21 protein-coding genes are annotated in these 25,698 nt (G+C 33.6%); 5 read left to right on the forward strand and 16 right to left on the reverse strand.

What is annotated here, in order from left to right:
* Positions 1–28: 28 nt before the first annotated feature.
* The 12 genes from murB to EDC18_RS12590 form a co-directional block, all read right to left on the reverse strand.
* Entirely contained in the window at positions 29–916 is an 888-nt protein-coding gene (gene murB, locus EDC18_RS12535) for a UDP-N-acetylmuramate dehydrogenase (protein ID WP_132253661.1), read from the reverse strand.
* Between the two features lie 20 nt (positions 917–936).
* Positions 937–2,028 (reverse strand): glycosyltransferase, encoded by a 1,092-nt coding sequence (locus EDC18_RS12540; protein ID WP_207669215.1) that lies wholly within the window; start codon positions 2,026–2,028, stop codon positions 937–939.
* 85 nt (positions 2,029–2,113) lie between these two features.
* Positions 2,114–2,686 carry an acyltransferase gene (locus EDC18_RS12545; protein WP_132253665.1) on the reverse strand — a complete coding sequence of 191 codons (573 nt, stop codon included), beginning with the start codon at positions 2,684–2,686 and terminating at the stop codon, positions 2,114–2,116.
* Between the two features lie 22 nt (positions 2,687–2,708).
* Complete coding sequence (locus EDC18_RS12550) at positions 2,709–3,794, reverse strand: glycosyltransferase family 4 protein (protein WP_132253667.1); 1,086 nt, start codon at positions 3,792–3,794, stop codon at positions 2,709–2,711.
* A complete protein-coding gene (locus EDC18_RS12555) occupies positions 3,794–4,414 on the reverse strand; it encodes an acetyltransferase (RefSeq protein ID WP_132253669.1) in 621 nt (206 codons plus the stop codon). The genes EDC18_RS12550 and EDC18_RS12555 overlap by 1 nt, the downstream gene beginning before the upstream one ends.
* A gap of 44 nt (positions 4,415–4,458) precedes the next feature.
* Positions 4,459–5,088: a sugar transferase gene (locus tag EDC18_RS12560; protein WP_132253671.1), complete on the reverse strand. Its 630-nt coding sequence runs from the start codon at positions 5,086–5,088 to the stop codon at positions 4,459–4,461.
* Positions 5,089–5,090: 2 nt separating this feature from the next.
* Positions 5,091–6,203: a DegT/DnrJ/EryC1/StrS family aminotransferase gene (locus tag EDC18_RS12565; RefSeq protein WP_132253673.1), complete on the reverse strand. Its 1,113-nt coding sequence runs from the start codon at positions 6,201–6,203 to the stop codon at positions 5,091–5,093.
* A gap of 26 nt (positions 6,204–6,229) precedes the next feature.
* Positions 6,230–8,071: a polysaccharide biosynthesis protein gene (locus EDC18_RS12570; RefSeq protein ID WP_371829320.1), complete on the reverse strand. Its 1,842-nt coding sequence runs from the start codon at positions 8,069–8,071 to the stop codon at positions 6,230–6,232.
* 696 nt (positions 8,072–8,767) lie between these two features.
* Positions 8,768–11,437: an ABC transporter permease gene (locus tag EDC18_RS12575; protein ID WP_132253675.1), complete on the reverse strand. Its 2,670-nt coding sequence runs from the start codon at positions 11,435–11,437 to the stop codon at positions 8,768–8,770.
* Positions 11,437–12,117, reverse strand: coding sequence for an ABC transporter ATP-binding protein (locus EDC18_RS12580; RefSeq protein ID WP_132253677.1), 681 nt, complete (start codon positions 12,115–12,117; stop codon positions 11,437–11,439). The genes EDC18_RS12575 and EDC18_RS12580 overlap by 1 nt, the downstream gene beginning before the upstream one ends.
* A 106-nt stretch (positions 12,118–12,223) precedes the next feature.
* Positions 12,224–13,465 carry a sensor histidine kinase gene (locus EDC18_RS12585; protein ID WP_243115120.1) on the reverse strand — a complete coding sequence of 414 codons (1,242 nt, stop codon included), beginning with the start codon at positions 13,463–13,465 and terminating at the stop codon, positions 12,224–12,226.
* Positions 13,452–14,147 (reverse strand): response regulator transcription factor, encoded by a 696-nt coding sequence (locus EDC18_RS12590; protein WP_132253679.1) that lies wholly within the window; start codon positions 14,145–14,147, stop codon positions 13,452–13,454. The genes EDC18_RS12585 and EDC18_RS12590 overlap by 14 nt, the downstream gene beginning before the upstream one ends.
* 202 nt (positions 14,148–14,349) lie before the next feature.
* Here EDC18_RS12590 and EDC18_RS12595 point away from each other — a divergent pair, with 202 nt between their 5' ends.
* The gene (locus EDC18_RS12595; RefSeq protein WP_165878580.1) at positions 14,350–15,621 is read left to right on the forward strand and encodes a polysaccharide deacetylase family protein; all 1,272 of its coding nucleotides are present in this window, start codon (positions 14,350–14,352) and stop codon (positions 15,619–15,621) included.
* Positions 15,622–15,709: 88 nt separating this feature from the next.
* On the opposite strand, the gene EDC18_RS12600 is transcribed toward EDC18_RS12595, so the two are convergent.
* From EDC18_RS12600 to EDC18_RS12615, 4 genes are all read right to left on the reverse strand, one after another.
* The gene (locus EDC18_RS12600) at positions 15,710–16,891 is read right to left on the reverse strand and encodes a cation:proton antiporter (RefSeq protein WP_132253683.1); all 1,182 of its coding nucleotides are present in this window, start codon (positions 16,889–16,891) and stop codon (positions 15,710–15,712) included.
* 147 nt (positions 16,892–17,038) lie between these two features.
* A complete protein-coding gene (locus EDC18_RS12605; protein ID WP_132253685.1) occupies positions 17,039–17,419 on the reverse strand; it encodes a hypothetical protein in 381 nt (126 codons plus the stop codon).
* 154 nt (positions 17,420–17,573) lie between these two features.
* Entirely contained in the window at positions 17,574–18,752 is a 1,179-nt protein-coding gene (locus tag EDC18_RS12610) for a cation:proton antiporter (protein ID WP_165878581.1), read from the reverse strand.
* A 23-nt stretch (positions 18,753–18,775) separates the two neighbouring features.
* Entirely contained in the window at positions 18,776–19,117 is a 342-nt protein-coding gene (locus tag EDC18_RS12615) for a hypothetical protein (protein ID WP_132253688.1), read from the reverse strand.
* A 370-nt stretch (positions 19,118–19,487) separates the two neighbouring features.
* Between EDC18_RS12615 and ggt the strand changes: the two genes are divergently transcribed.
* From ggt to EDC18_RS12635, 4 genes are all read left to right on the forward strand, one after another.
* Positions 19,488–21,110 carry a gamma-glutamyltransferase gene (ggt, locus tag EDC18_RS12620; protein ID WP_132253690.1) on the forward strand — a complete coding sequence of 541 codons (1,623 nt, stop codon included), beginning with the start codon at positions 19,488–19,490 and terminating at the stop codon, positions 21,108–21,110.
* Positions 21,111–21,131: 21 nt separating this feature from the next.
* The gene (locus EDC18_RS12625) at positions 21,132–23,279 is read left to right on the forward strand and encodes a M20/M25/M40 family metallo-hydrolase (RefSeq protein ID WP_132253692.1); all 2,148 of its coding nucleotides are present in this window, start codon (positions 21,132–21,134) and stop codon (positions 23,277–23,279) included.
* A 271-nt stretch (positions 23,280–23,550) separates the two neighbouring features.
* Entirely contained in the window at positions 23,551–24,366 is an 816-nt protein-coding gene (locus EDC18_RS12630; RefSeq protein ID WP_243115121.1) for an N-formylglutamate amidohydrolase, read from the forward strand.
* 239 nt (positions 24,367–24,605) lie between these two features.
* Complete coding sequence (locus tag EDC18_RS12635) at positions 24,606–25,697, forward strand: glycosyltransferase family 2 protein (protein ID WP_132253696.1); 1,092 nt, start codon at positions 24,606–24,608, stop codon at positions 25,695–25,697.
* The last annotated feature ends 1 nt before the right edge of the window (position 25,698 follow it).

Below are 25,698 nucleotides of genomic sequence, written 5' to 3' on the forward strand. Positions count from 1 at the left end.
TCACTCACCACATTTCTAAATAGTTACATTAAATTATTCTCCACTCTAGTTCTAGTATGACTCCAAAATTTTTATACACCGTATCAATTATTCTACTAATCAGATTGAATATGTCGTCATATGTGGCATCACCAGTGTTTATTATAAAACCAGTATGTTTTTCCGAGATCATTGCTCCGTTTTTTTTTATGCCACGGAGACCAGAATCATTTATGAGTTTCCATACCATCCATTCTTTACCATCAACAAGTGGTCTCTTAAAAACGCTTCCCGCATTAGGATAATTTCTTGGTTGTTTTAAATACCTTCTCTTCTTAATTTCTAATAATTCATCTAGGGATTCTAAATAATCTCCTTTTTTAACAACAAATTCCGCTGCAATAACTATTGCATTAATATCAGTCCATTTTGATTTTCTTCTATTAAAATCATCTATACTCACTGTTTCTTCGATTATAACATCCTTGTCTATATCATAATATTTGATTTTCTTAATTAATTGGCTAATATTATCTTCATATGTTCCTGCATTCATTATTATTGCTCCACCAACTGTACCTGGAATATCTTCTAAAAATTCAAATCCTTTAATATTGTTCTCCAATGTATACCAGCTTAACTGCGAAAGTGTAGCGCCTGCGCCACAGATAACACGTTCATTACAATAATTTATCTGATCCATTAATTTAAGATTTATAAATAAATAATCTTCACCGTAAAATTCTTTTGAAAAAAGAATATTTGCACCTTTTCCAATTACAACTATGTTGCTATTCTTACCTTTAAAGTCATTGATTACTTCTTTTATTCCTTCCTCATTGTATGGGAATAACATTTTTTGAGCTCTGCAATTTATTTTCAAAGTATTATAATCTCTTAATGAGACATTATGCATTATTGCATAGTTTCTATTCATTTTTATCTCCTCTCTCCCCTTTATAAAACATCAATTTCGTTTCTTAATTGTTCCAAGAAATCGTACCTTCTTTTTTCTATAATTTGTTTGTCATATTTAAGAGCCTCATTGTAATTTTGGATTGCTTGTTCTTTCATCACAGTTTTATCGAAGCACTTTAATATAGTACATATTTGTTTAATATTATCTTTTGTATTGCTAAAAATGAATTTCTCATCTAATAATTCAGGAATACCCGCTGTTCTAGCACCAAAAGAAGGAATTCCTCTACTCATAGCTTCAATAAGAGCTCTTGGCAAACCTTCTTGTCTACTCGGTTGGACATATAAATCTACTGTTTCAAGCCATTCAAACACTTTGTTATGTGGCATTACCCCAATAAATTTAACTTGATTAACTACATCATATTTTTCAGCAACTTTCGTTAGATATTTTTGTTCGCCTCCACCGACAAGTTGATATTCAAAATTATCTATCCCTTGTTTCTTCAATTGACCTAATGCCTCTATAATATACTGTTGTCCTTTATATTTGACATTTACAGCCGCTGTTGTACCGATTGTCAATTTAGAGTTATTTGGCATACCTTCAATTCTCCCAAGCCTTCTTGCTAAAACTTGATCATCAAACTCTGTTAAAGCTACATTCGAACAATTTGTACTCTTCCCCTTAGTTGGATATCTTCTTTGTAAAAAATTATTGGTTACATAAATCGTGTAAGGTGACTTAATAACCTTCCATTTCAAAGAAAAATACATGAACGGTGCTAATAATTTACCCTTAATGCTGTGATTCCAATAAGCATCCCATGGACAGGCAACAACTTCAATCAAGTAAGGCTTACTGTTTTTTATTGCAGCATCAACGACTAAATCACCTATTGAACTTGGTAGTCGTGCTATTACAACATCAGAATTCTTAACTGCTTTTTTTACTATAGTCTTTGCTTCTGCAATTTTGATATATGTTCTTGCAGATTTAAAGTCTGGAACTCTAATAAAAGTTACTCTATCGGTTGATGCTAAAGTTAGCTTATTCTCAAGTGATTCAACTTCTTTTTGACGGCTAACTACTACAACTTCTTCAAAAATATTTGAGTACCTCTCAAGCATTTCTTTAGAAAGTCCACCAGTACTATAATATTGTTTATTATACTTATAGAAAACATGGTCGTGTGCAAATAGTAATTTCATGAGTCTATACTCTCTCCTTAATTAATTTTGCTGGTACTCCACCTACAATAGAATTTGTTTTTATTGTTCCTTTTACTACAGCACCAGCAGCAATTATACTTCCTGTTTCAATATAGCTCCCTCCAAGAATTCTAACTCCTGAGCCAACCCATACATTATCTTCAATAGTTGTTTTCATAAATTTATAACCTTGATCTTTAATATTTTTATTTATATCAGAATAGTTATGTTCTTCAGACATAACTGTTGAGTTATGGGCTATTGATACATCATTTCCAATTTTTATTTCACCAGAAGCATTTATATAACATAGTGGGTGTATACTTACATTATTTCCTATTTCTAAATTATGTAAGTTGTATAGATAAACGTTTGAAAAAACAGCCACATTTTCTCCACAAAATTTTGTGCAATTCTTTAAACATATATATCTAATTAACAATGCTATATTGTTATCATGACTTCTAATTACTTTCATTAATGACAAATAGAATCTTTTGGGAAAAATTCTTGACACCTTAATTAGTGAGTTTGTTATCCAAGAATATTTATTTACTAAGTCTCTTTTTCTGCTCATCGTCAACATCTCCAATACAATGTTAAATCATTTTAATTTCATCTTTATATGCCCTAACTACTATCTGTCTATCAAATTCTTTCTCAACTTTAGCTCTACCTGATAAACCCATCACTTTCTTTTCTTCATAGCTTAACTTTAAGAAATCCTCTATTTTCTCTATAAGATCTTGACTATTCTGCTGCTCTACTACATATCCGTTAATTCCATCTTCTACAATTTCTCTACAACCGCTTCTATTAGTTGTAATTATAGGTCTGCCACAAGCTGCACTTTCTAAAAGAACATTTGACATTCCTTCAGGATAATATGTTGGGTGAATAGTACAATGGGAAACCTTATAAAACTTCCTAACATCACTTTGCATACCATGATATTGTATAATTCCTCTATCATGCATATCCTTTAACTTTTTCTCATATGCTTCTTCGCAAAATCCAAGAATATGAAATTTAGTATTAGAATACTTCTCTGTTATGTACTTAGCGGCATCAAGGTACTGATCTATCCCTTTTTGTTTCATAACTCTTGAAATAAATAAGAAGTTAATATTTTCTTCTTCAGGATAATCTAAAACATCATAATAGTCTAAGTTGACTCCAGAACCTGGAATAATCTTTTGTTTACCTTTTATGATTCCTTTACCATTTATAAACTCAGCATTTTCTTTGTTTTGAAAGAATACACAACAAGCATTTTTAAAAGCTAATTTATATAAGGCTATTGTAATACTCTGTAATACACCACTATTTCCAACAGCAGTCCCAAGGCCTGTTACATTTGGAATATATGATGTTTTTGCAAGTCTACACATCATTCCACCATAAATATTAGGTTTTATAGTGTAAGTTAAGACTACATCTGGTTTAATTTTTTTTAATATTTTTTTATACCTAATCATCAATTTAAAATCTGTAATAGGATTTGTTCCTCTTCTACTAATCTTCGTATCTATAAACCTACATCCTAAATCAATAAGTTTCTTTACATACTCCCCCTCAGGCAATGAAATATATACATCGTTTCCCTTTAACAGTTCCTCAATTAATTCTTTTCTAAATTTATATAAACCAATGTCATTATTAGCTAATACTAGTATTTTTCCCATCAGTCAACTCTCCTCACCGGAACCCCAACATACGTCCCAGATTCAGTAATATCCTTAACTACCACAGATCCAGCACCAAGTTTGCAGCCACTACAGATATTCACGTTATTGCTTATTACACTTCCAATACCAATCCAACATTCCTTGCTAATATTAACTGTTCCAGCTAATCTAACCCCAGGTGAAATATGAACATAATCTCCAATCAAGTTATCATGATCTAGGCTGCAACTCGTGTTAATAATACAGCCTTTACCAATTCTTCCTGAACTATTAATTACTACTCCTGCCATTAGAACAGTTCCATTACCGATTTCAACATCAGTTCCTAAAATTGTACTTGGATGAATAAGCTTAACTACTGACACTCCTTCCTCTTCTAACTTCTCTTGAATCTTTTTTCTAGTAGCATTGTTTCCAATAGCAACAAAGAAATCAGCTTCATCTTTATATGTATAAGCATCAGAGGTTTTACCGATGACTTCCAACCCCATAGATTTTTTAATAGAATCATCATCATCTAGGAATGCGATATCTTGCCATTTATTCATTTTAATTGCGATATCTGCAACAACTTTTCCATGTCCACTAGCACCTATTATAAGCAATCTATTTTTCATAACAAGTACATTTCCCCCCAACTACATTAATAAATAAGCACTTACTAATTTGCTTTACTTCCCTCGAAAGGTTCCATCGTAACTGCTGTATCAGAATTTATACCTTCACTTACAAACACCTTTTTGATGGTGTTAAAAATTATTTTCCAATCTTCTATAAAGCTTATATTATTCACATATTCAATGTCCAGCATAAACTTTTCTTCCCAATCAATAGCATTTCTACCATTGACTTGGGCAAGTCCAGATAAGCCTGGTCTTACATCATGCCGTCGCTTTTGTTCTATAGTATACAATGGTAAATATTTCACCAGCAATGGCCTCGGCCCCACAATACTCATATCACCACGAATAATATTCCATAATTCTGGTAGTTCATCTAAGCTTGTTGCTCTTAAAACCTTTCCGAACTTAGTAAGTCTTATATCATCAGGTAACAACTCACCATTTTCATCTTTCTCATCTGTCATTGTTCTAAATTTATACATTTTAAATATCTTTTCATTAAGACCTGGTCTATCTTGTTTGAAAATAATTGGACTTCCTAATTTTACCCTTACCAGTACAGCAACTATAATAAAAATTGGACTTAATACAATTAGAGCCATTAATGATAGAATAAAGTCTTGTGATCTTTTTATATATCTTTCATATGTTCCCTTTTGTTTTTTCATAATTACTTCCACAATCCTTTTACAATATCACATATATTAATTAAATCTTCATCTGTCATTTTAGTATCAGATGGCAAACACACACCATTTTCAAATAGAGTTTCAGATACATTGGTACCTATATAATCATACATTTTAAAAACTGGTTGCATATGCATCGGTTTCCAAATTGGTCTTGATTCAATATTTTCTGCTTCAAGTACTTCCATTATATCTATTGGTTTTACTTTCCCACTAAGTGTCATACAGCTTAACCAATAATTTGGCTTGTCCCATTCATTAACTGGCATAAACTCAATCCCATCAAGTTGTCCTAATTCTCTTTTATAAAACTCAAATATGTACTTTTTCTTTTCCACTCTTTGTTCTAATACTTTAAGTTGTCCTCTACCAATACCCGCAACTACATTACTCATTCGGTAGTTAAACCCTAATTCGCTATGTTGATAATGTCTTGCTTGGTCTCTACTTTGTGTTGCCCAGAATCTTGCTTTAGCAATTCTTTCTTCATTATCTGAAACTAGCATACCGCCACCTGAAGTGGTTATGATCTTATTCCCATTAAAGCTGAATATCCCATAGTCTCCAAATGTTCCAGTATGTTTTCCTTTGTAATATGTACCTAAGCTTTCTGCTGCATCTTCTATTAAAGCAACATTATACTTTTTACACAGTTCAATGATCTTGTCCAAATCTGCAGATAAGCCATATAAATGAACAACTATTACAGATTTTACATTAGGATATTTATTAAATGCTTCTTCTAGAGCATTAGGGCACATGTTCCAGGTTTTATAATCGCTATCAATAAAAACTGGCGTTGCCTTTTGATAAATGATCGGATTAGCAGTAGCTGAGAAGGTTAATGATTGACAAAAAACAATATCCCCTTCCCCTACACCTGCTGCGTTTAATGCCAAATGAATAGCAGCTGTTCCTGTTGTTAGCGCAGCTGCTGCTTTACTTCCTATTTTATTTGCTAATTCTTTTTCAAATTCGTTCACATTGGTTCCAAGTGGTGCAATCCAATTGGTATCAAATGCCTCTTGTACATATTCTCTCTCATAACCTTCATCACTCATATGTGGTGATGCAAGATAAATTCTTTTGTTCATTTACTATGACTCCCCTTATTATATGTCTATCCTACCCTACTATAAGTAGGCACTATCCTACACATAAACTCACTTATACTTTCATTGTCTACATTCAATATCTCTTTGATTTCTTCTAATTCCTTCATAAACTGGTTGTAATTCATATCTATTGGTTGGCCTATGAAGATCTTTTCGTGTTTTGTATTGCTTATGCCTTCTTCTGCCATTAGGAGTTCTTCGTAGAGCTTTTCTCCTGGTCTTAAGCCTGTGAATTCTATTTTTACATCTTCGTGTGGTACCAGTCCTGATAACTTGATTAGGTCTTCTGCAAGCTTTGCAATCTTAACTGGTTGACCCATATCCAATACGAAGATCTCTCCACCTTGTGCCATAGCCCCTGCTTGAAGGACTAGTTCTGTTGCTTCTCTAATGGTCATAAAGAATCTTGTAATATCTGGGTGGGTTACTGTTATTGGTCCACCTTGTTCTATTTGTTTTTTAAATAGTGGTATAACACTCCCATTACTTCCTAATACATTCCCAAATCTTACAGCAACGAATTCTGTTGTGCTTCTTATGCTCATATGTTGTATGATCATCTCTGCTACTCTTTTTGTTGCCCCCATGATATTCGTAGGGTTAACAGCTTTGTCTGTTGATATAAGGACAAAACGTTTTGAGCCATATATGTCTGCACATTCTGCCACATTTAATGTACCCATTACATTATTTTTAATAGCTTCTGATGGGTTGGCTTCCATTAGTGGCACATGTTTGTGTGCTGCTGCGTGGAATACCACTGTTGGACTATAGGTTGCAAATATTTGCTCTAATCTGTTTCTATCTCTAACCGATGCAATTAAGACTTCTAAGTCTAAGTCCTCTTTGTATTCGTACTTTAATTCATTTTGAAGATCGTATGCATTGTTTTCATATATATCTAATAATAATAATTTTTTCGGATTAAATCTTGCAATTTGTCTACATAGTTCAGAACCAATGGAGCCGCCTCCACCTGTTACTAGTACCACTTCACCTGTAAGGTAATCAGATATCTCTGCTATGTCTACTTTGATTTCTTCTCTTCCTAGTAAATCTTCTATATTAACATCTCTTACTTTATTCAGATCGACTTCACCATCAAAGTCTTGTAAGCTAGGTAATGTTTTTAATTTACAATTGGTTTTTGTACAGATTTCTATGATTTCTTTTCTTACTTTTTTTGATGCAGATGGCATGGCGATAATGATTTCATCTATATTGTATAGTTCTACTATTTCTATAATATTGTCTTTGCCACCTTTTACCTCTACGCCATGGATATGTAAGCCTTGTTTGGATACATCGTCATCTATGATAACCACCGGTAACATTCTTGTTGTTCTTCTAAGTTCACGTATCACTACTGAACCACTTGCCCCGGCTCCTATGATCATTACATTTTTGCCTTCTGGATGTGTCTGTATATGCATCATTCTTCTCATTATGCGGTATGTAAGTCTACTACCACCTATGGCTAAGAAGCTAATCATCCAAGCGATCATATAGACAGATCTTGGTAGCATGGTATTAAAAAGCATACTAAATGTAAATGAAGCCAAACTGCCAAGTACTGTTGCACAAAATACTTGCATAAGTTCATCTATACTTGCATACTTCCATAGACTGCTGTACAAACGGAAGCGAAAGTATATAAAGATCTTCATTATTGTTAGTGGTACCATTGCATTGGTAAATATTATAAGGTATTGTGTTGGTATTTGTCCATCAAACCTAAAGACTAGTCCCAAAAATAGTGCTAAGTTTACAATTAATGCATCTGCAAGTACCAATAATACTTTTTTTCTATTCACTTTTGTTTTTACTTTTTCTAAGATAGCTTCCAAAATGATTATCCCCCTAATTCAATCCTATCCTTATCCCCCAATAAGGATAAGATTATCCACATAATTCTTTATACAATTAATAAACACCCACAATCTATCCTTGATTTATTTTTATCAAACCTATGTAGGACCAATGGAATAATTAAGGATATTGTGTTGTTGCATTATGCCAAAATCTGAAATTATGTCTTTTGTTCATAAATTGTTCATATGTATTTTAAAATTATAACCCAATTCTGTATATTGTATACAATCACCGAGCAAATTTTTTTTATTTTTATAATTGTTTGTTATTAGGAAACATCAGAAGTGATTTTGACGTAACCCTCCTTTTTATTATTCTCTCCCCAGAGAATTAGGCAAAATAAAAGACCTCATTAACAGGTCTTTGATAAAGATATATAGTATACATACATATTTTGATAACTTTCTACGAGTTTTGACAAAATATTGAGTATATTCTACCATGATGTTTAGTTCTTTATCCCTGCCATCGGTTTTATTATACCCGTTTTTCCAACTTATGTCAAAGTTTTTTCTTATTTATTACGAACTTTTTACAATATATTAACGTAGCTTATATCTCTTACTTTCTAAGGGATATAAGCTTCGTTTAAAACATCAATTTCATAGTTAACAGTTTTTATATATACAAGATTATAAATACTTTTTTCATAATGACAGGGATATATTTTATTACAAATTTTCTTCTTTTAATGCTTCTATAATATTCTCTTTTTTTATTTTAGACATTGAATAGGTCATGGTTATGGATACGATTATGAATACGCCTATGATACATATAATGGATTCTTTTATAGGGGGTATATATTCAAAAACGAAAAAGTTGGTTGTTGATCTATGCATACCCACACTTATGAGTATAGCTATAGGTAATCCATAGAGCAAAGATTTCATTCCATAAAAGATACTTTCGAATCTTATCATTTTATTAAAGCCTTTTGGTGTTAGACCTACTGATTTTAGCATTGCAAATTCTCTTCTTCTAAGGATTACATTGGTGCTAATGGTGTTGAATATGTTGGTAACGCCAATTAGGGTGATAAGACTTACAAAACCATATAGGAATATGGATATAACCGTTTTTATTCTGTTTATCATTTCCAACTCGAATTGTACATCTACTATTACAAGTTTATCCTCTGTGTTCTGGCCATAGATTTCATTAATTTCTTCTATGAGTTCTTTGGTATCCTCTGTTTCTATTTTAAGTCTATGAATACTTCTTCGGTTGTCATCTTCTTCTTTTAATTGGTTTAGTATTTCTTCAAATACTTCTTCTGTTACAATTACATTTACAGCTCTACCTGTATCATACAAAAGACCAAAAGGCAGTTCTTTTGTAAGGGTGCCTATTTCCATGTTGATGGTTTCATTTGTGTGATTTGCCATTGCTGATTTAGTAAGGGTTAGGACATCTCCCTTGTTCATATTTAATGGCTCAAATTCAAACATTTTCCCTTCATCTACAGTTATATTTTTATTAATAACAATTCCTTTTAAAGTGTTTGTGTCTTTGTACCCTTCTATGTCAATTCCCAACTCTTTTCCATAGGCTCTAAAGCTTTCTTCTCCTATTGTTGATATGACATAAGATAGTGAGTACATACCCTTTTCATTTTTAGGAAAAGTACTTCTTTCTTCCGTACTATTTGTTGATATGACATAGGATAATGAGGCGTTTTCCTCTTCATTTTTTTGGTCAGTGTTTTTTTCAATTTTATTATTCAAATGGTTTCCTAATTGAGAGGGTTCTAAGTGATGGTTAAAGGTTCTTATATTTCTTTCAATGGCATATCTTTTTACTTTTTCTAATTCAATGATTTTATCATAAAATGCTCTTTGTTCTTCATAGGGTCTGTCTCTTAGTTCTAATGCGATATCATAGGGTACTTCTCCATAATACATATCTGATGATACAAAGCCATATCTCATAAAGGATGAGAAAGCTATGAATAGGACGATGCTTATACTTAGAGAAAAGATTGTTGCTCTGTATCTTTTACGATTTCTTTTTAGATTCTTAAGAGCCAATTCCCCTTCTATTCCAAAAAGTTTTTTGGTTATTTTTAATGTTTTTAATTTTTTTCTTTTTAGTTTTATATCTGTGGTTAATCTTATGGCTTCTATTGGGGATATTTTTGAGGCTTTTTTAGCAGGTAGATAGGCAGATAAGAAGATGGTTAGGGTTGTGAATACCACTGTTGTTATTAAAGTCAGTGGTGATATGATTAACCTTAGTTCTATCCCTTCTAAAAATTCAAATGCCATCAGTTTGTTTACCACTTTTAAGGTAATTCCAATGCCTAGTATACCTGATAGAATTCCTAGTGGAATGCCTATGATGCCCAGGATAAAGCCTTCAAAGAGTACGGTTTTTCTAATTTGACTTTTTGTTGCGCCTACACTTGATAACATTCCAAATTGTTTTTTTCTTTCACTTATGGATATGGCAAAGGCATTGTATATTACTGCTACAGATCCTATGACCACTAGTAAAATGATGATAAGAGCTAACGTAATAAACATCCTATTAATATTGTCATTATCTGATACCCCAAGCCATCTTAAAAGGGCTGAATTGTATCCATAGGACCCTGGAGGCAGTCCGATGGTTCTTGCCATTTCTGTTGTTTTATCGTATATCTGTCTAGGGTTTTTTCCTAGAATATAGATGTCTAGGGTTTCTGTTGGTTCTAGGTTACTTTCTTCTAGGTAGGCAATTGCCATCATTCCAGGGAATGTGTAGAATTCCATTATGTCTTGGCGGATGATGCCTGTTATGGTGTATGTTTTTTCTGCAAAAGGAATGTATGCTTCTTCCTCTGTATATTCATTGTTTTTGTCTATGGGTGCATTGTCTAGATATCTATGGCCTATTTCTAAGCTAATGGTATCTCCTATTTTATAGTCTGTTCCACCGTTTTCTATGATTGTTTGGGATAGTAGAATTTCTCCTTCTTTTTCTGGGTAACGTCCTTCTCTAAGGAATGTTAGGTTATCCATGGCTTCTTGGTTGTATTCTTTTACATAGATGTATGGTTTGCTTTCTATTCTTGAGGTTTCTAATGGTGAGAAGCCTCTATCTCTACTGATCATGCCGCTTTTTGTATAGGCATTGTCTAGGATGTATTTGGCATCTTTTACTGGTACATTTCCAATCATTGAGTGGTAATTGCCGCGGCTTAGGATGGTTTCTTGGATAAACAAATCTTGAAAACTTGTAGTAATGGTTGCCACACCAAAAATCATGGCACAAGATAAGATAATCCCTATAACGGTTACAATGGTTCTTCTTTTATTAAGCTTAAGGCTTCGGATCGTCAATTTATTTACGATATTCACTATCTCACCACCTCGTCTTTTAAAATTCGTCCATCGTCTATGGTGATAATCCTATCTGCTTGTAAGGCGATTTCGTGATCGTGGGTGATGACGATCATAGTTTGTTTGTATTTTTTATTAGAGGCTTTTAACAGGTCTATGATTTCTTTTGAGTTTTGACTGTCTAAGTTTCCTGTTGGTTCGTCTGCTAATACAATGGAGGGTTGGTTAATTAATGCCCTTCCAATGGATACCCTTTGTTGTTGGCCTCCTGATAATTCATTAGGCAAGTGGTTGATTCTTTCTGTTAGGTTTAGATTGGTTATAATTTCTGTTAGATGGTCTTTGTTTATTTTTCTGCCATCTAGTAGTAATGGTAGGGTGATATTTTCTTCTACATTTAATATTGGGATTAGATTGTAGAATTGGTAAATCAGGCCTACTTGTCGTCTTCTAAATATGGCCAGTTTTGATTCGTTAAGATTGTATATGTCCGTTCCTTCTATATACACTTTACCACTGGATGGTCTATCTACACCTCCTAACATATGGAGTAGTGTTGATTTTCCTGAGCCTGATGCGCCTACGATGGCTACAAATTCCCCTTGGTTTATACTAAAGGATACATTATCCAGCGCTTTTACCTCCGTACTGCCTTTTCCATAGGTTTTAGACAGATTTTCTACTTTTAAGATTGTCATATTCTCACTCCTTCTTTCCTTATGATTTTAATTATATCTGTCTAAAGTGACTTTTCGGTGACTGTTTTAGTGACAATTTTGTCACTTAGTTTTTTGGGGACGGTTCTTAGTTTTTAGTGGACGGTTCGTAAAATTTGATGGTAAAGGTTGTGCCTTTGCCTTTTTCACTTTCTACTTTTATGTCTCCATTTTGATTTTTTAGAATGGTATGGGCCATGGCAAGTCCAATACCTACACTGTCTTCTTTTGCATTTTTCCCCTTGTAGAAGCGGTTGAATATGTATGGAATGTCTGCTTTTTCTATGCCTGTCCCTGTGTCTTGTATTTTTATTAATGTGTAGATAGGGTTTTGTTCATAGGTAATTGCAATTCGCCCTTCTTCTGGTGTGTGTTCTATACAGTTTTTTAGAATGTTGATAAGGGCTTCATTGGTCCAGTTAAAGTCTCCTATGATTTTTGTTTTTTCATCCCCTTTGATATGGATGTCCAATGTTTTTATGTCTATAGGAACTGCAAGGTTGTCTAAGGTTTTTTCAATAAGGGTCTTGACTTTTATAGGTTCTTTTTTCATTTTTATAGTCCCTGCATCAAATTTGGATAGTTTTAGCAAGGTTGTGATCAGCCATTCCATTCTTAGTAGTTGGGTTCTTGTTCTTCTTAGGAATTCTTCTGTGTCTTTTTCTTCTGGGTTGTTTCTAAGGATGTCGTTTAGGACTAGCATAGATGTCAGTGGTGTTTTTAACTGATGGGATATGTCCGCTATGGATTCTGATAGTGTTACTTTGTCTTTTTGTAAGGCTTGTGTTTGTTCTTTTAGGGTGAGGGTGATTTTGAATATTTCATTTTTTAGGTGACTTATGTCCCCTTCGTCGTTGTCTCTAATGTCTAGGGTATAGTCCCCTTCTTTTATTTTTTTAGTGTATGTGGTGACTTGGTTGATGTTTTTGTATAGTTTTTTTAATAGGATGAATGTGATTATAATTAATGTTATGGCTATTGATAGGGTTAATAGTAGCGTTAGTACTGTATTAAGCCTATAATTCCTTTTTATCAGAGGTAAGTCCCTAAGGATTTCTTCTGAGTGAATGCCATATTTGCCTAGGATTTCTTTGCTTTTTTCTGCCTTTACTGGGTCGTTCTTTTGGATTTCTTGTATAATGGTTTGTTCTAATTCAGGGTTTTTTTCAATAATTGCACCTATTATTGCAGCATTGTTATGGTATAGGGTTTTGTATTGGTTGTTTAATGTGATTCGACTTAATGCCAATCCTATGAGCATAAATAGGATGAGTGCTGCCCCGTATATTTTGATAAGTTTTTTGATTTCTGGGTTTTTAGTGAAGTTCATCTTTGCCACCAACCTTATAGCCTAGACCCCTTATGGTTTTGATGATTTTTGGATTTTGTGGGTCTTCTTCTATTTTTTCTCTGAGTCTTTTTATGTATACTGTTAGGGTGTTGTCGTTAACAAAGTCTCCTGCTACATCCCATATGCCTTCTAATATTTGATTTCTTGTTAGGATTTGCCCTTCGTTGTTGGCTAGGGTTAGAAGGAGTTTGTATTCCATTGCTGTTAGTATAATATCTTCATTGTCTTTTTTTACTTTGGCTTCTTTTGTGTTAATGGTAATGTTGCCTATCTTAATTTCTGAAGTGTTTGTATGGTGTTTGTTGTATCTTCTTAAGACACTTTTTATTCTAGATATAAGTTCTCTTACTCTAAAGGGTTTTGTGATGTAATCGTCAGCCCCCATGTCTAGACCCATTACCACATTGACTTCGTCGTCACATGCTGTTAGGAATATAACGGGTGTTTCTTTTTTTGTTCTAATGCTATTGCATAAATCAAAGCCATTGCCATCTGGTAGGGTGATGTCTAGGATGATTAATATATAGTTGTTGTTTTCAATAATTTCTTTGGCACTTTGATAATCATGGCAAACAGTTGTGTTATAGCCTTCTTGTTTTAGGGCGTATTGGATGCCTAGGGCTATGGTTTTGTCGTCTTCTACGATTAGAATAGGGTTCATTTTTTTCCACCTCTTGATTTGGGTTTTGTTATTGGTTTTATTATAGTATAAGATTCTGAATTTTGCTATATGAGAAAATGTTAGAAAGTTAGGGACGGTTCTTGTTTTCTTTGTTTTTAGATTTTTATTGAGTTTTTTCGACATTAATGTTACAATTTTATAAGATTTTACTACCTAATGGGTAGAAAGGGGAGAACCTTTGTTGAGAAAACAGAATATTTTTTTTGCTATTGTTTTAGTTATTATAGTTTTTTCATTTCCTACTTTTGCATCAGATGATCATCTTTTCTATGAACCCTTAGATGTTGAAGACTTACAAGTTATTGTTAATACAGATCCTTCACTTGTGTTGTATCTTAATAAGCATATTGCCTATTTAGACAATGAAGTTGTGTATATTGATAGTAGTAATTCTAATATTACGCCCTTATTAATAGAAGATGTTACATTCGTACCCATTCGTTTTATAAGTGAAAGCTTAGGGGGTAAAATAAATTGGTTTGGTGATATTTCTACTGCTGTTTTGGAAAAAAATGGTAAAGTAATAAGCATTCCAGTTAATGAAATGCACATTATAATTGATGGTGAGAAAGTCGAACTGGAAATGGCTTCATTAATGATTGAAGGAAGACTTTATGTGCCTTTAGATGTTATTTCTGATGCCTTTGATATGAATGTGTTTTCTTATAATGATTTGATTGTTATTACAAAAGAAAATAGTGCAATGGTTCTTCCTAGGGACTTAGATATTGTTGAACAACGTTTTGATTCTTATTTATTAAAGGATGTTAAGATTCCCATATTAATGTATCACCATTTTGATGAGGTTGTTTCTAGATATTTGCGCAGTACTACTGTTACCCCTGATTTGTTTGAAGAACATTTAATCTCGTTAAAAGCGCATGGCTATAATAGCATCACTTTTATGGATTTATATGACTTTATCCATAATGATAAGAAGCTTCCTGATAATCCATTTATCCTGACAATAGACGATGGGTATCTTAGCAATTATATTTATGCTTATCCTCTTCTTGAGAAATACGAAACGAAGGCTACTATTTTTGTTGTTACTTCTTCTAGAGGACAAACACCTGGTATTTTTCCACATTTTACTTGGGAACAAGCTAAGGAAATGGAAGACAGTGGCTGGATAGAAATTCATAATCACGGCCTACATCATAATCATCATACTCAGATGAGCGATGAAGACTTGATTGAAAGTATATTATTGTCTACAGCTGATATTGAGAAACATTTAGGTGAAAGGGCTCTTAAAGTTTTTGCCTATCCAGAGGGGAATCATAATAAAGGTACGATTGATATTTTGTTAGATCTTGGTTATGACGTTCAGCTAACCCGTGGCAATGAACTTACGGATAAAGGGTCTGATTTATTTGATCTGGCCCGTTTTAATATTACATACACTATGAGTGGTGAAATGCTTATAGATATGATAGAAGGTATGAAATAGAAAAAAGGAGCTGTCTTAGAATTATTTCTGAGGTAAGCTCCTTCTTAATGTCTTAAAATAGAGGGACGGTTCATAAAAATGAAGTTTTTTACTTGGATGATATTTGATTTGCTTTCATTAATGCTATTTTTGTAATCACCGGACCTATTAGTTCATATACAATAGTTGACCCAATGATTATGGTTCTAATTGTGCCACCAAATTCAGGGATTTTTATTTCTGCCAGCAGTGCCAATCCAAGGGCCACTCCTGCTTGTGGTATTAAAGTGTATCCTAGGTATGTTTGTATTTCCTTAGAGGCATTAACCAATTTGGTTCCCAATTTTGCACCTATGATTTTTCCAATGATTCTACATAGGATATACCCAATGCCTATATACCCTACTTGCTTAAAAACATGGAGGTCAATTTTCAAACTGGCTAATACAAAAAACAGGACATAGACTGGTGGTGTGAATTTTTCAATGACTGCTAAGGTTTTGACACTGGAAACTGTAAGATTAGACACTGTTACACCAATGACCATACATAGGAGCATGCTGGATATATCCAATGTTTTAGCTGTGCCTATGCTTAAGGATATGATTGCTATTATAAAGCAAAGGAGTTCGTCTAAGCTTCTTATATGATCCACCACATAGGTTAGAATGCAACCGACTAGGCAACCTATTGCAATGGCCATTCCTATATTTAAAAAGGATCTTGTAATCTCTTGGCCCAGGGATAGGTGAAGTGATGCGCCAGAAGGAGTAAATGTTTTTGCAATAGAGACCATTATGGTAAAAAGGATGATTCCAATGGCATTATCTAGAGCCACTACTGGAATTAATGTGTCGACCAAAGGACCTTTTGCATTGTACTGTCGTATAACCATTATGGTTGCTGCGGGAGCCGTTGCTGCTGCTATTGCACCTAATACAATGCTAAATTGAAAGGATAAGTTAAATATAAATATCATCGAAAGGGTTACTAGTGTTACCGCGCCAAAACTTTCGAAGATTGCAATTTTTACAATGCCTGATTGAATGCTTTTTATTTTTATTATATTAAGGGCGCTACCTATATTGTAAGCAATAAAACCTAGGGCAAATTCTGATATGATATTAAGTCTAGGAACAAGATCCCCTGGGATGAGTTCTAAGAAGTAGGGCCCTATGAAAATGCCTGATACTAGGTAACCCGTTACGTGAGGCAGTTTTATAAGTGTTGCTATTTTAGCAAATATCATTCCTGATAGTAATATAATGGCTATGTAGTATAGTATGTTCACTTTTTTACGCTCCTTTTATAGTGTTGCTGAGATTAAAATCCCTTATTACTATAATATTAGAATACGTAAAATGTATTACAGACTATTTTCCCCAATAAAAAAGAGCTTCTATATTCTTATAAGATTATGAGAAGCCCTTTGTCTATTCTATAATTCTTGGTTTACTCTTTTGTTCATAATGACACCAACTAATGCACCTATTAAAGCCAGTAACATTGCGTATGCACCAGAGCCTGCAGCACTAATACTTGCACCAAAGAAATCTACACTTTTATCTGATATGTATGCAAACATTACAATTAATCCAATAACTAATGTTATGATTGAAATTATCTTGTTTGAACTTTTCTTTTTGTATGCACTTAAAGCTGGATAGATCATAACCACTAAAAAGATGTACCCTTGTTGAGCAAATCCATTTTGACTTAAAAAGGCAAGGTTGACCCAAGGCATAAATAATGATAATAACCCTATTGCACTACTAATTAATATAATTATTTCACTTAATAAATATTTTTTTGATTCCATATTGATGACCTCCTTTTTTGTCTTGTAATAACATTATATATTCTTTTTCATTACTCTCCAATGTGTTTTATGCACAATATGGAGTAAATATGGACTTTTTTTGCTAAAAAAAGTTACCTACTCTTAATTAAAAGCGGTAACTTTTATTTACTTATTATTTACTAATTTGTCCAGCTTTTGTTAAAGCGATTTTGGCGATGACTGGCCCTACTAATTCGTATATAATTGTTGACGCTACAATAATGGTTCTAATGTAACCACCTATTTCAGGTAGTTTTATTTCCGCTAATAAAGATAATCCTAGTGCTACACCTGCTTGAGGAATTAATGTGTACCCTAAATAAGTTCGTATTTCTTTAGATGAAGATACCAGTTTAGTCCCCCAATAGGATCCTAATAATTTTCCAATGACCCTAACGACAATATACGCGATTCCTATGAGTCCCACTTGTCTAAAGACAGCAATATCGAGCTTTAAACTGGCAAGGACAAAAAAGATAACGTATATTGGTGGTGTGAATTTGTCTATGACAGATAAGGTTTTTATATTGGAGATGCTTAGATTGGTAACGGTAGCACCTATAATCATACACAAGAGCATACTAGAAACATCTATGATATTTGCTACACCAATTGCAAGAGATATGACGGCAATAATAATACAAAGCAATTCATCAGAACTTTTTAATCTATCAAATAAATAGGAAAGAACAACCCCAGCTACACAACCAATTGCAATAGCGATTCCTATATCTAAAAAGGATTGGATCAGTTCTCGACCTAATGTTAGACGAAGTGCATCTCCAGATTCAATAAAGGGCTTTGCAACAGATATCATAATACTAAATAGAATAATGCCAATGGCATTATCCAATGCCACGACAGGTACCAATGTGTCTACAAGAGAGCCTTTAGCATTGTACTGCCTTATAATCATCATAGTCGCTGCTGGCGCTGTGGCCGCTGCAATAGATCCTAATACAATACTAAATCCGAAGGATTGACGGAAGATAATAATCATTGATAATGTCACAACAAGAACTGCGCCAAGACTTTCGAAGATGGCAATTTTAAATACACCATTTTTAATTTGTTTAATGCGTTTTATGTTAAGGGCACTTCCGATATTATAGGCAATAAACCCTAAGGCGAATTCTGAGATAATGGTTAACTGAGGGATAACATCCCCTGGAATAAGTTTTAGAAAATATGGTCCAATTAAGATACCGGCTAGTAAATACCCAGTAACGTGTGGTAGTTTTGCCAGTGTTGCTATTCTAGCCAAAACTAAACCTGATAGTAAAATTATAGCGATATAGTAAAGTATGTGCACATTCCTTTGCCTCCCTTTCATTTCTAGTTATCGAATGTTCCACCTTCTACCTGTGAAATAGGTATTGTAAAAGCAATACCCACATTGGTTTGTGATAAATCTCCAATAACAGCTTTTATGGTTGCCATAGCCCTTTTAACTTGTTCTTTTTTTAATACTACAAAAACCGTCTTATTGGATGTTTGGTTATTGTTAATTAGCATCTTTAAGGAGCCAAACATAGGGATATCGTCCATATTATGTAAGAAGCTGGCCATCCCATAGCTGTCTATAACCGTTGCACCCTTTAAACCAATATTTACAAATTCTTTCATTAGTATCTCCAATTCATCTGGTTTATTTAAGACCAATACAAGAAGCTCCATTTTTTTCCTCCTTATAATCCTTGAAATATAGTGGTTTATTTAGCATAACATACATTGATGCTGGGTTTCAAGGTGAGTAATTTTTTATGATGCATTTTATTGGAATTACGGTTGCATATTATTAAGGGGACTATTTAGAGACGATTGCATATTGGGGACGGTTCATAAAAACCGGTTATATCTTTCTTTATTTATATATATTTTCTAAGAACCGTCCCTTCTTTTTTCTAAGAACCGTCCCTCTTTATTCTCTATTCTTTCTTTCGTTTTTTTTATTTTTATAGTAATATATATTTAAGTTGACTTTTTCTATTTTAGGAATAAAATTAAGTAAGCAAATGAATTTTTTAGTCTAAAGGACGGTGTGTTGATGGTATCAAAGCAAGGTGATCATAATCATAGTTTTTCTTCTAAAAGCCCTTTAGGCATGGTTTCTACCGCTTCTACTTATGCAACTGAAGCAGGGGTTCAAATGCTTGAAAAAGGCGGAAATGCTATTGATGCTGCTGTTGCTGCTGCTTTTTGCTTGGGTGTTACTGAGCCACAAGCGTCGGGTTTAGGTGGTCAATCAATGGCTTTAGTTTATTTTGCAGAAGAAAACCGTGTTTTTGCATTAGATGGGTCTTCTAGAGCACCTTTTAGTATTCAACCTAGTAAAAATCCACAAAAGCCTGTTAATGTAGGTATTAAATCCACAACTGTTCCTTCTACACCTGCTACTCTTGGATATATGCACGAGAAATATGGCAAACTACCTTTTGAAACGGTTATTGAACCTGCTATCTCGGCTGCAAAAAATGGCTTTGTTGTATCTTCTTTGTTGTATAAGCTACTTAAAAAGAATGAAAAAACTTTGGCTAAGGATTCTTTAATTGTTAAAAACTTTTTTACTAATAATAAAGTCCTTAAGAAGGGTAATATAATAAGGCAGCCTGAGCTTGCTGAGTGTATGATGCAAATGTCTCGGGCTGGTTGGATGGATTTTTATATTGGTAAGATAGGTAATGATATTATAAAGGATATGGAGACTAGACAAGGTTTAATTAATGCTGCTGATTTAAGCCAAATCCCTTTTCCTGTAGAACGTGAGGTTTTATCTGGTAGTTATAGGGGTTATGATATTTTTACATTTCCTCCACCTGGTGCTGGAAGAGTTTTGGTTCAACTTTTAAATATTTTGGAGAATTTTCCTTCAGAATATCTTAATCCCGAAACGCCTATTGGTGCTATTATATTTGCTTTGGCTTTTCGTTTTGCTTTAACGGATAGACAGAAGATGCCTATTCATCCTGATTTTTATTTGCAATCTGTTAATAAATATATGTCTGATAAGGCCTATGCTAAAGATTTGGCCCAAAGAATTTATGAGATTGGCAAGTTCAGTTTACAAGAGGATTTTACACCACCTCCTCTTTCTGGGGAGACCACTCATTTATCCGTTGTTGATAAGGAAGGTAATGCCGTTGGGATTACCCAATCCATTGAGTTGGTTTTTGGTAGTAAAACCATGGCTGATGGGTTAGGGTTTTTTTATAATAATTATTTGAGTGCCTTTGAGTACAAGAATATGACACATCCTTATTATTTATTGCCTGGTGGTAAACCTTGGAGTAGTGTTGCCCCTACCCTTATATTTGAAAATGGTAAACCAAGGTACTTGTTAGGTAGTCCTGGTAGCGCAAGAATTTCTACTGCTTTGACTCAGGTTATTTCTAGGTTAATTGATAACAACGAGGATATGGCAACTGCTATTGCTGCCCCTAGATTCCATTCTTCTCATACAGGCAAATTGATTATTGAACAAGATCGGTTTGATAAAGAGGTTATTGACGCTTTAAAGCAAACTGGTTTTGAAATTAATAGAAAAGATTCTTATAGTTTTTATTTAGGCTGTGTTCAAGGTGTTCAAGTACCCATAAATAACGAAAAAGATTTTTTAGGTGTTGCAGACCTTCGTAGGGACGGTTCTGCTAAAGGGCCTAATGACTTATAAAATTTACAAGGAGAAATGTATATGAAAATTGCTATTGTTTACAATCGTGAAAGCCAAGCCGTTATCAATTTGTTTGGTAAGCTGAATCGAGAAAAGTACGGTTTACAGACAATTAAAAGAATTAAAGATGCTTTGGTTACTGGGGGACATCAGGTTAAAACATTTGAAGGGGATAAAAATATTATTGAAGAACTTGAAAAGTTTATGCCTTCTGTTGTTTCTGGGGAAAGACCTGGCTTGGTTTTTAACTTAAGTTATGGGATTCAGGGTAAGGGAAGATACATGCATATGCCAGGGATTTTGGAAATGTTAGGTATTCCCTATGTTGGTTCAGGTCCAGAGACTCACGCTATTGCTCTTGATAAGATTGTTACTAAGTTAATTCTTATTCAAAAAGGGATTCCAACGCCTAAGTTTACTGTAATGTACAAACCTGATTCTCCTATTACTGGGGATCTTAGCTATCCTATGATTGTTAAGCCAAAGGATGAGGCTGTTTCTTTTGGTCTTAAAATTGTTAATGATGAAGAGGAACTAAGAGACGGGGTTAAAACCATTTACGAAACCTTTAATACACCTACTTTAGTTGAAGAGTACATTCCAGGCAGAGAGTTTAATGTGGCTTTGTTAGGAAATAATCCTCCTGAAGCTTTACCACCTGTTGAGCTGCTTTTCGGGGACGGTCCTCAAATTTATACATATGAGGATAAAAAAAGTACAAGTGGTAGAGAAGTTGAAAAAGTTTGTCCTGCGAATCTTTCACCAGAACAAACTGAAAAAATTCAACAATTGGCTATTGATACTTTTAATGCCTTAGGTTGTTATGATAGTGCCAGAGTTGATTTTCGTATGGATGATAATGGGGATCTGTATGTTTTAGAAGTGAATTCAATGGCTAGTTTAGGGTCTAATGGTTCTTTTGTTTTTGCAGCTGAGAGAATTGGTCTTGATTATACAGCTTTAATGAATCGATTGGTGGAGGTTGCTTCTGAACGTTATTTTGGTCCTTTTGTTATCGATGAACTGAATGATGATAATGCTTCTAAACAATCTGTAAATTTCTTTAATCATATTACTAAAAATCGTGACAAAATTGAAAATGAGTTAAAAACTTGGACCAATCTTCCTTGTTGGACAGAGGATCAAGTTGGATTAAAAACTGTCAGTAGAAAAATTGAAGAACGTATGAAAAAACTTGGTTTAAAAGAAGTTACTGAATTTACCAATGGTCAATCTGTTTGGACTTGGGAAACTAAAGGTGGTTTAAAGGACGGTACGCTTTTGGTTTTACCTATTGATATTCCTGGGGATAGATCTGGTTTTCCTGTGCCATTTAACATTGATCAAGAGTGGATTTATGGGGAAGGTATTGCTTCTAGCCGTGGTGGCCTTGTGACTTTGTTAAGTGCTTTAAATGGGTTAAAAGATATTAAATCCCTTTCTGATAAAAAAATTGGTGTTCTGATTTATGCAGATGAAGGCAGAGGTATGCGTTATAGTTATGATACTTTACGTAAAGTTGCTAATGATGTAAAAGAAGTGATTGTTCTTCAACCAGGGTTTGAAGGTGGTAAGATTGTTGATCAAAGACGTGGTTCTAAAAAATTCAGTGTGATTGTGGAAGGTGATCCTTTAAGAGTTGGTAACCATAGCAATAAAGTTGATGTTATGAGCTATTTCTTAGAGAAAGCTGAAAAACTAAAAGAATTGAATGTAATGGATTCTAAATTAACAGTTGTTGTCCAAGACATTCATTCTGAAAGATATAGTGTGTTATTGCCTCACCGTGTTCGCGCTTCTATTTATGTAACATTCCTTGACGAGAAGAAAGTTAAGGAAGCCGAAGCAAAAATCAGAGAGTTATTCAAGTCAACAACACGAGGCATTCAGTGTTATGTAGAAAAACTAACTGAACGTCCTCCATTTAATCGAATCAAGAATAATTCTTTGATTACTGAGTTAAGCCGTATTAGTGAAGAGTTGAATATTCCTTTTGGGGTAGAGTCTAGTTTGTTACCATCTGCTGCTGGGGAGATTCATAATAAAATTCCTATTGTTTGTGGCTTTGCACCTGCTAGTAAAGGGTTGTATACGCCAAATGAGGCCCTTCACCGTGGTGAGCTGATTCAAAAAACTTTGCTTCTTGGGATGTATTTGTTAAGAGGTTAATTTGAAAGTCTAATCTGAGATAGTAGCAGATAGTAGAGATAGTAGGGACGGTTCATAAATTTAAGTTAACTTAGTGTGATTTAAGGAGGCCGTTATTTTGGGGGACGGTTCATAAAATTGATTATTATTTTGTTTGTATTGTAATCTGTTTTTATGAACCGTCCCTCTTTAATTTGTTTTATTTTTTTTGGAACCATTTTTCGGGAACCGTCCCCTACTTTATTTTTTCGGGAACCGTCCCCTACTTTATTTTTATTTGGAGGTTGTTTGTTTGAAATTGCCTATTCTTATTTCTGTGCCTCATGGTGGTTTGTCTGTTCCTGATTTTTTAATTGATAGATGCTTGTTAAGTCCCGAGGAGATTCTTTTAGATAGTGATACTTGGGCTCGTGAGCTTTATGATTTGAAAGATTTGGTGGAAGCCTATGTTGATATGGACATTTCTCGTATTGTAATAGATTTAAATAGAAATACCAATGATCTTCCTCCTAATAATCCTGATGGTATTGTTAAGACCATTGCTGTCGATGGATCTCCTGTTTGGAAAAATCCAGAAGGATTAAATTCTAGGGAAATTGAATTTTTAATTGATAATTATTATGATCCTTATCATAGGCGCTTAGAAGAACTCTCTAAGGATGAGAATATTATTCTGGGAGTGGATTGTCATTCTATGCTTGATATTGGTCCAACAGATTCTATGAACCGTCCCCTATTTTGTATTAGTAATCGTGGGAATGCTCTAGGGGAAATGAATATTAATTTGCAGGGTGAAAAAATCACTGCACCTTCTAGGGTTTTAATGAAGCTAAAGTCATTGATTGAGGATGCCTTTTCTGATATTAGAGTGACGGATAGGGAGTTTGTAGCTATTAATAGTCCTTTTTATGGGGGTTATATTACTAAGCATCAAGGTTCATTAGGTCATATTCCTTGGATTCAGATCGAAGTGAATAAATGTATTTACTTGCCTAATAATCCTTCTATAAAACCAACTGATGATGATTTAGTTGTTTTAAGGGATTTTAGGAATAGGCTTTATAAAGCACTTTGTGAATTAAGTGATTATATTAGGGACGGTTCATGATTATTAGGGACGGTTCATGATTTTATTTATTTTTATGAACCGTCCCTAAAGGACTACTAAAGGACAAAAGGATAAAAAGTGACTAATTTTGATGCATTTCATAGAAGATGTGTGTTTTTTGGAGTAACTATCAAAAAACATACATCTTTTGTTAATATTAATTATTTATAGATAATCATTGTCACATAATGAAACCAAACATATACTGAGAGTACAAAACTTATCTAAAGGTGAAGCCTATGGGACATAAGAATAATAACTCAGTATCAGTACTAATCCCAGCCCACAATGAAGAAGAAATAATAGTAGAAACCTTAAGTAGTATATTTACTCAAACTCTAAAACCTAAAGAAGTTGTTATTATCTGCGATAACTGTACTGATAACACCGTCCCTTTAATTAAGGCGTTTATAAAAACAACAAAAGAGAAGATTACAATTTTTGAAACCAGTAATAATGTTGGCAAAAAAGCAGGAGCTTTAAATCAAGCTTTTAATAAGTTAAATCTTAATAATTTTGTTTTGGTTATGGATGCTGATACATCCCTTGATATTAAAGCATTGGAATCTGGTGTTCATATGCTTAATAAAGAGTCTGATCTTGGAGCTGTTTGTTCTAGAGCAGGTATAATGAATTACAACGGAAAATCACTATGGAAAAAACTCATTTGGACTTTACAACATATTGAGTATGGACAGTTTGATTCCCATAGAATTGAAACAAAAGGCAAGATTAAAGTTGCTCATGGCATGGCTACACTTTTTAGACTTGAGGCATTAAAGTCTATTCCTGATTTTAGAAAAAAAATATTTAATATAGATAGCGATATTTATTTAGAGGATAATCTGGTTGAGGATTATGAAATAACTCTTTGTTTAAAACATAATTGGAAATTATCCTCTTGTATGGATATGTTGGCTTGGACAGATGTTCCATTAAGTCTAAAAGAATTATGGGTTCAAAGGCTTAGATGGTTAAGAGGCGGTGTTGATACCCTTAGATCTCATTCTTGGAACCAAGTAACTGTTTTTGAAATATTAAATCACTGGTTATTTATTTTATTAGTTTTCTTAAGAGGTATGGCTGCTGTGTTCTTCGTTTATTATATGAAAAATTTTGGTTTTCAAGGTTTTGACCCGTTTGTTGTATCTGTTATCCTTTTTGCTTATTTTGATTCATTTTATAGATTACGGTATGTTCAGAATAAAACACTCTCAGATTACATTATAAAATTACTCATTTTACCTGAATTGTTGTACGGTTGGTTTCAAGCTTTAGCACTTCTTTGGAGTTACATTTTAAGCTTTTTTAAGATTAAACAAAGGTGGTGAC

The organism is Natranaerovirga pectinivora (assembly GCF_004342165.1).
GTDB classification, from domain to species: domain Bacteria; phylum Bacillota; class Clostridia; order Lachnospirales; family DSM-24629; genus Natranaerovirga; species Natranaerovirga pectinivora.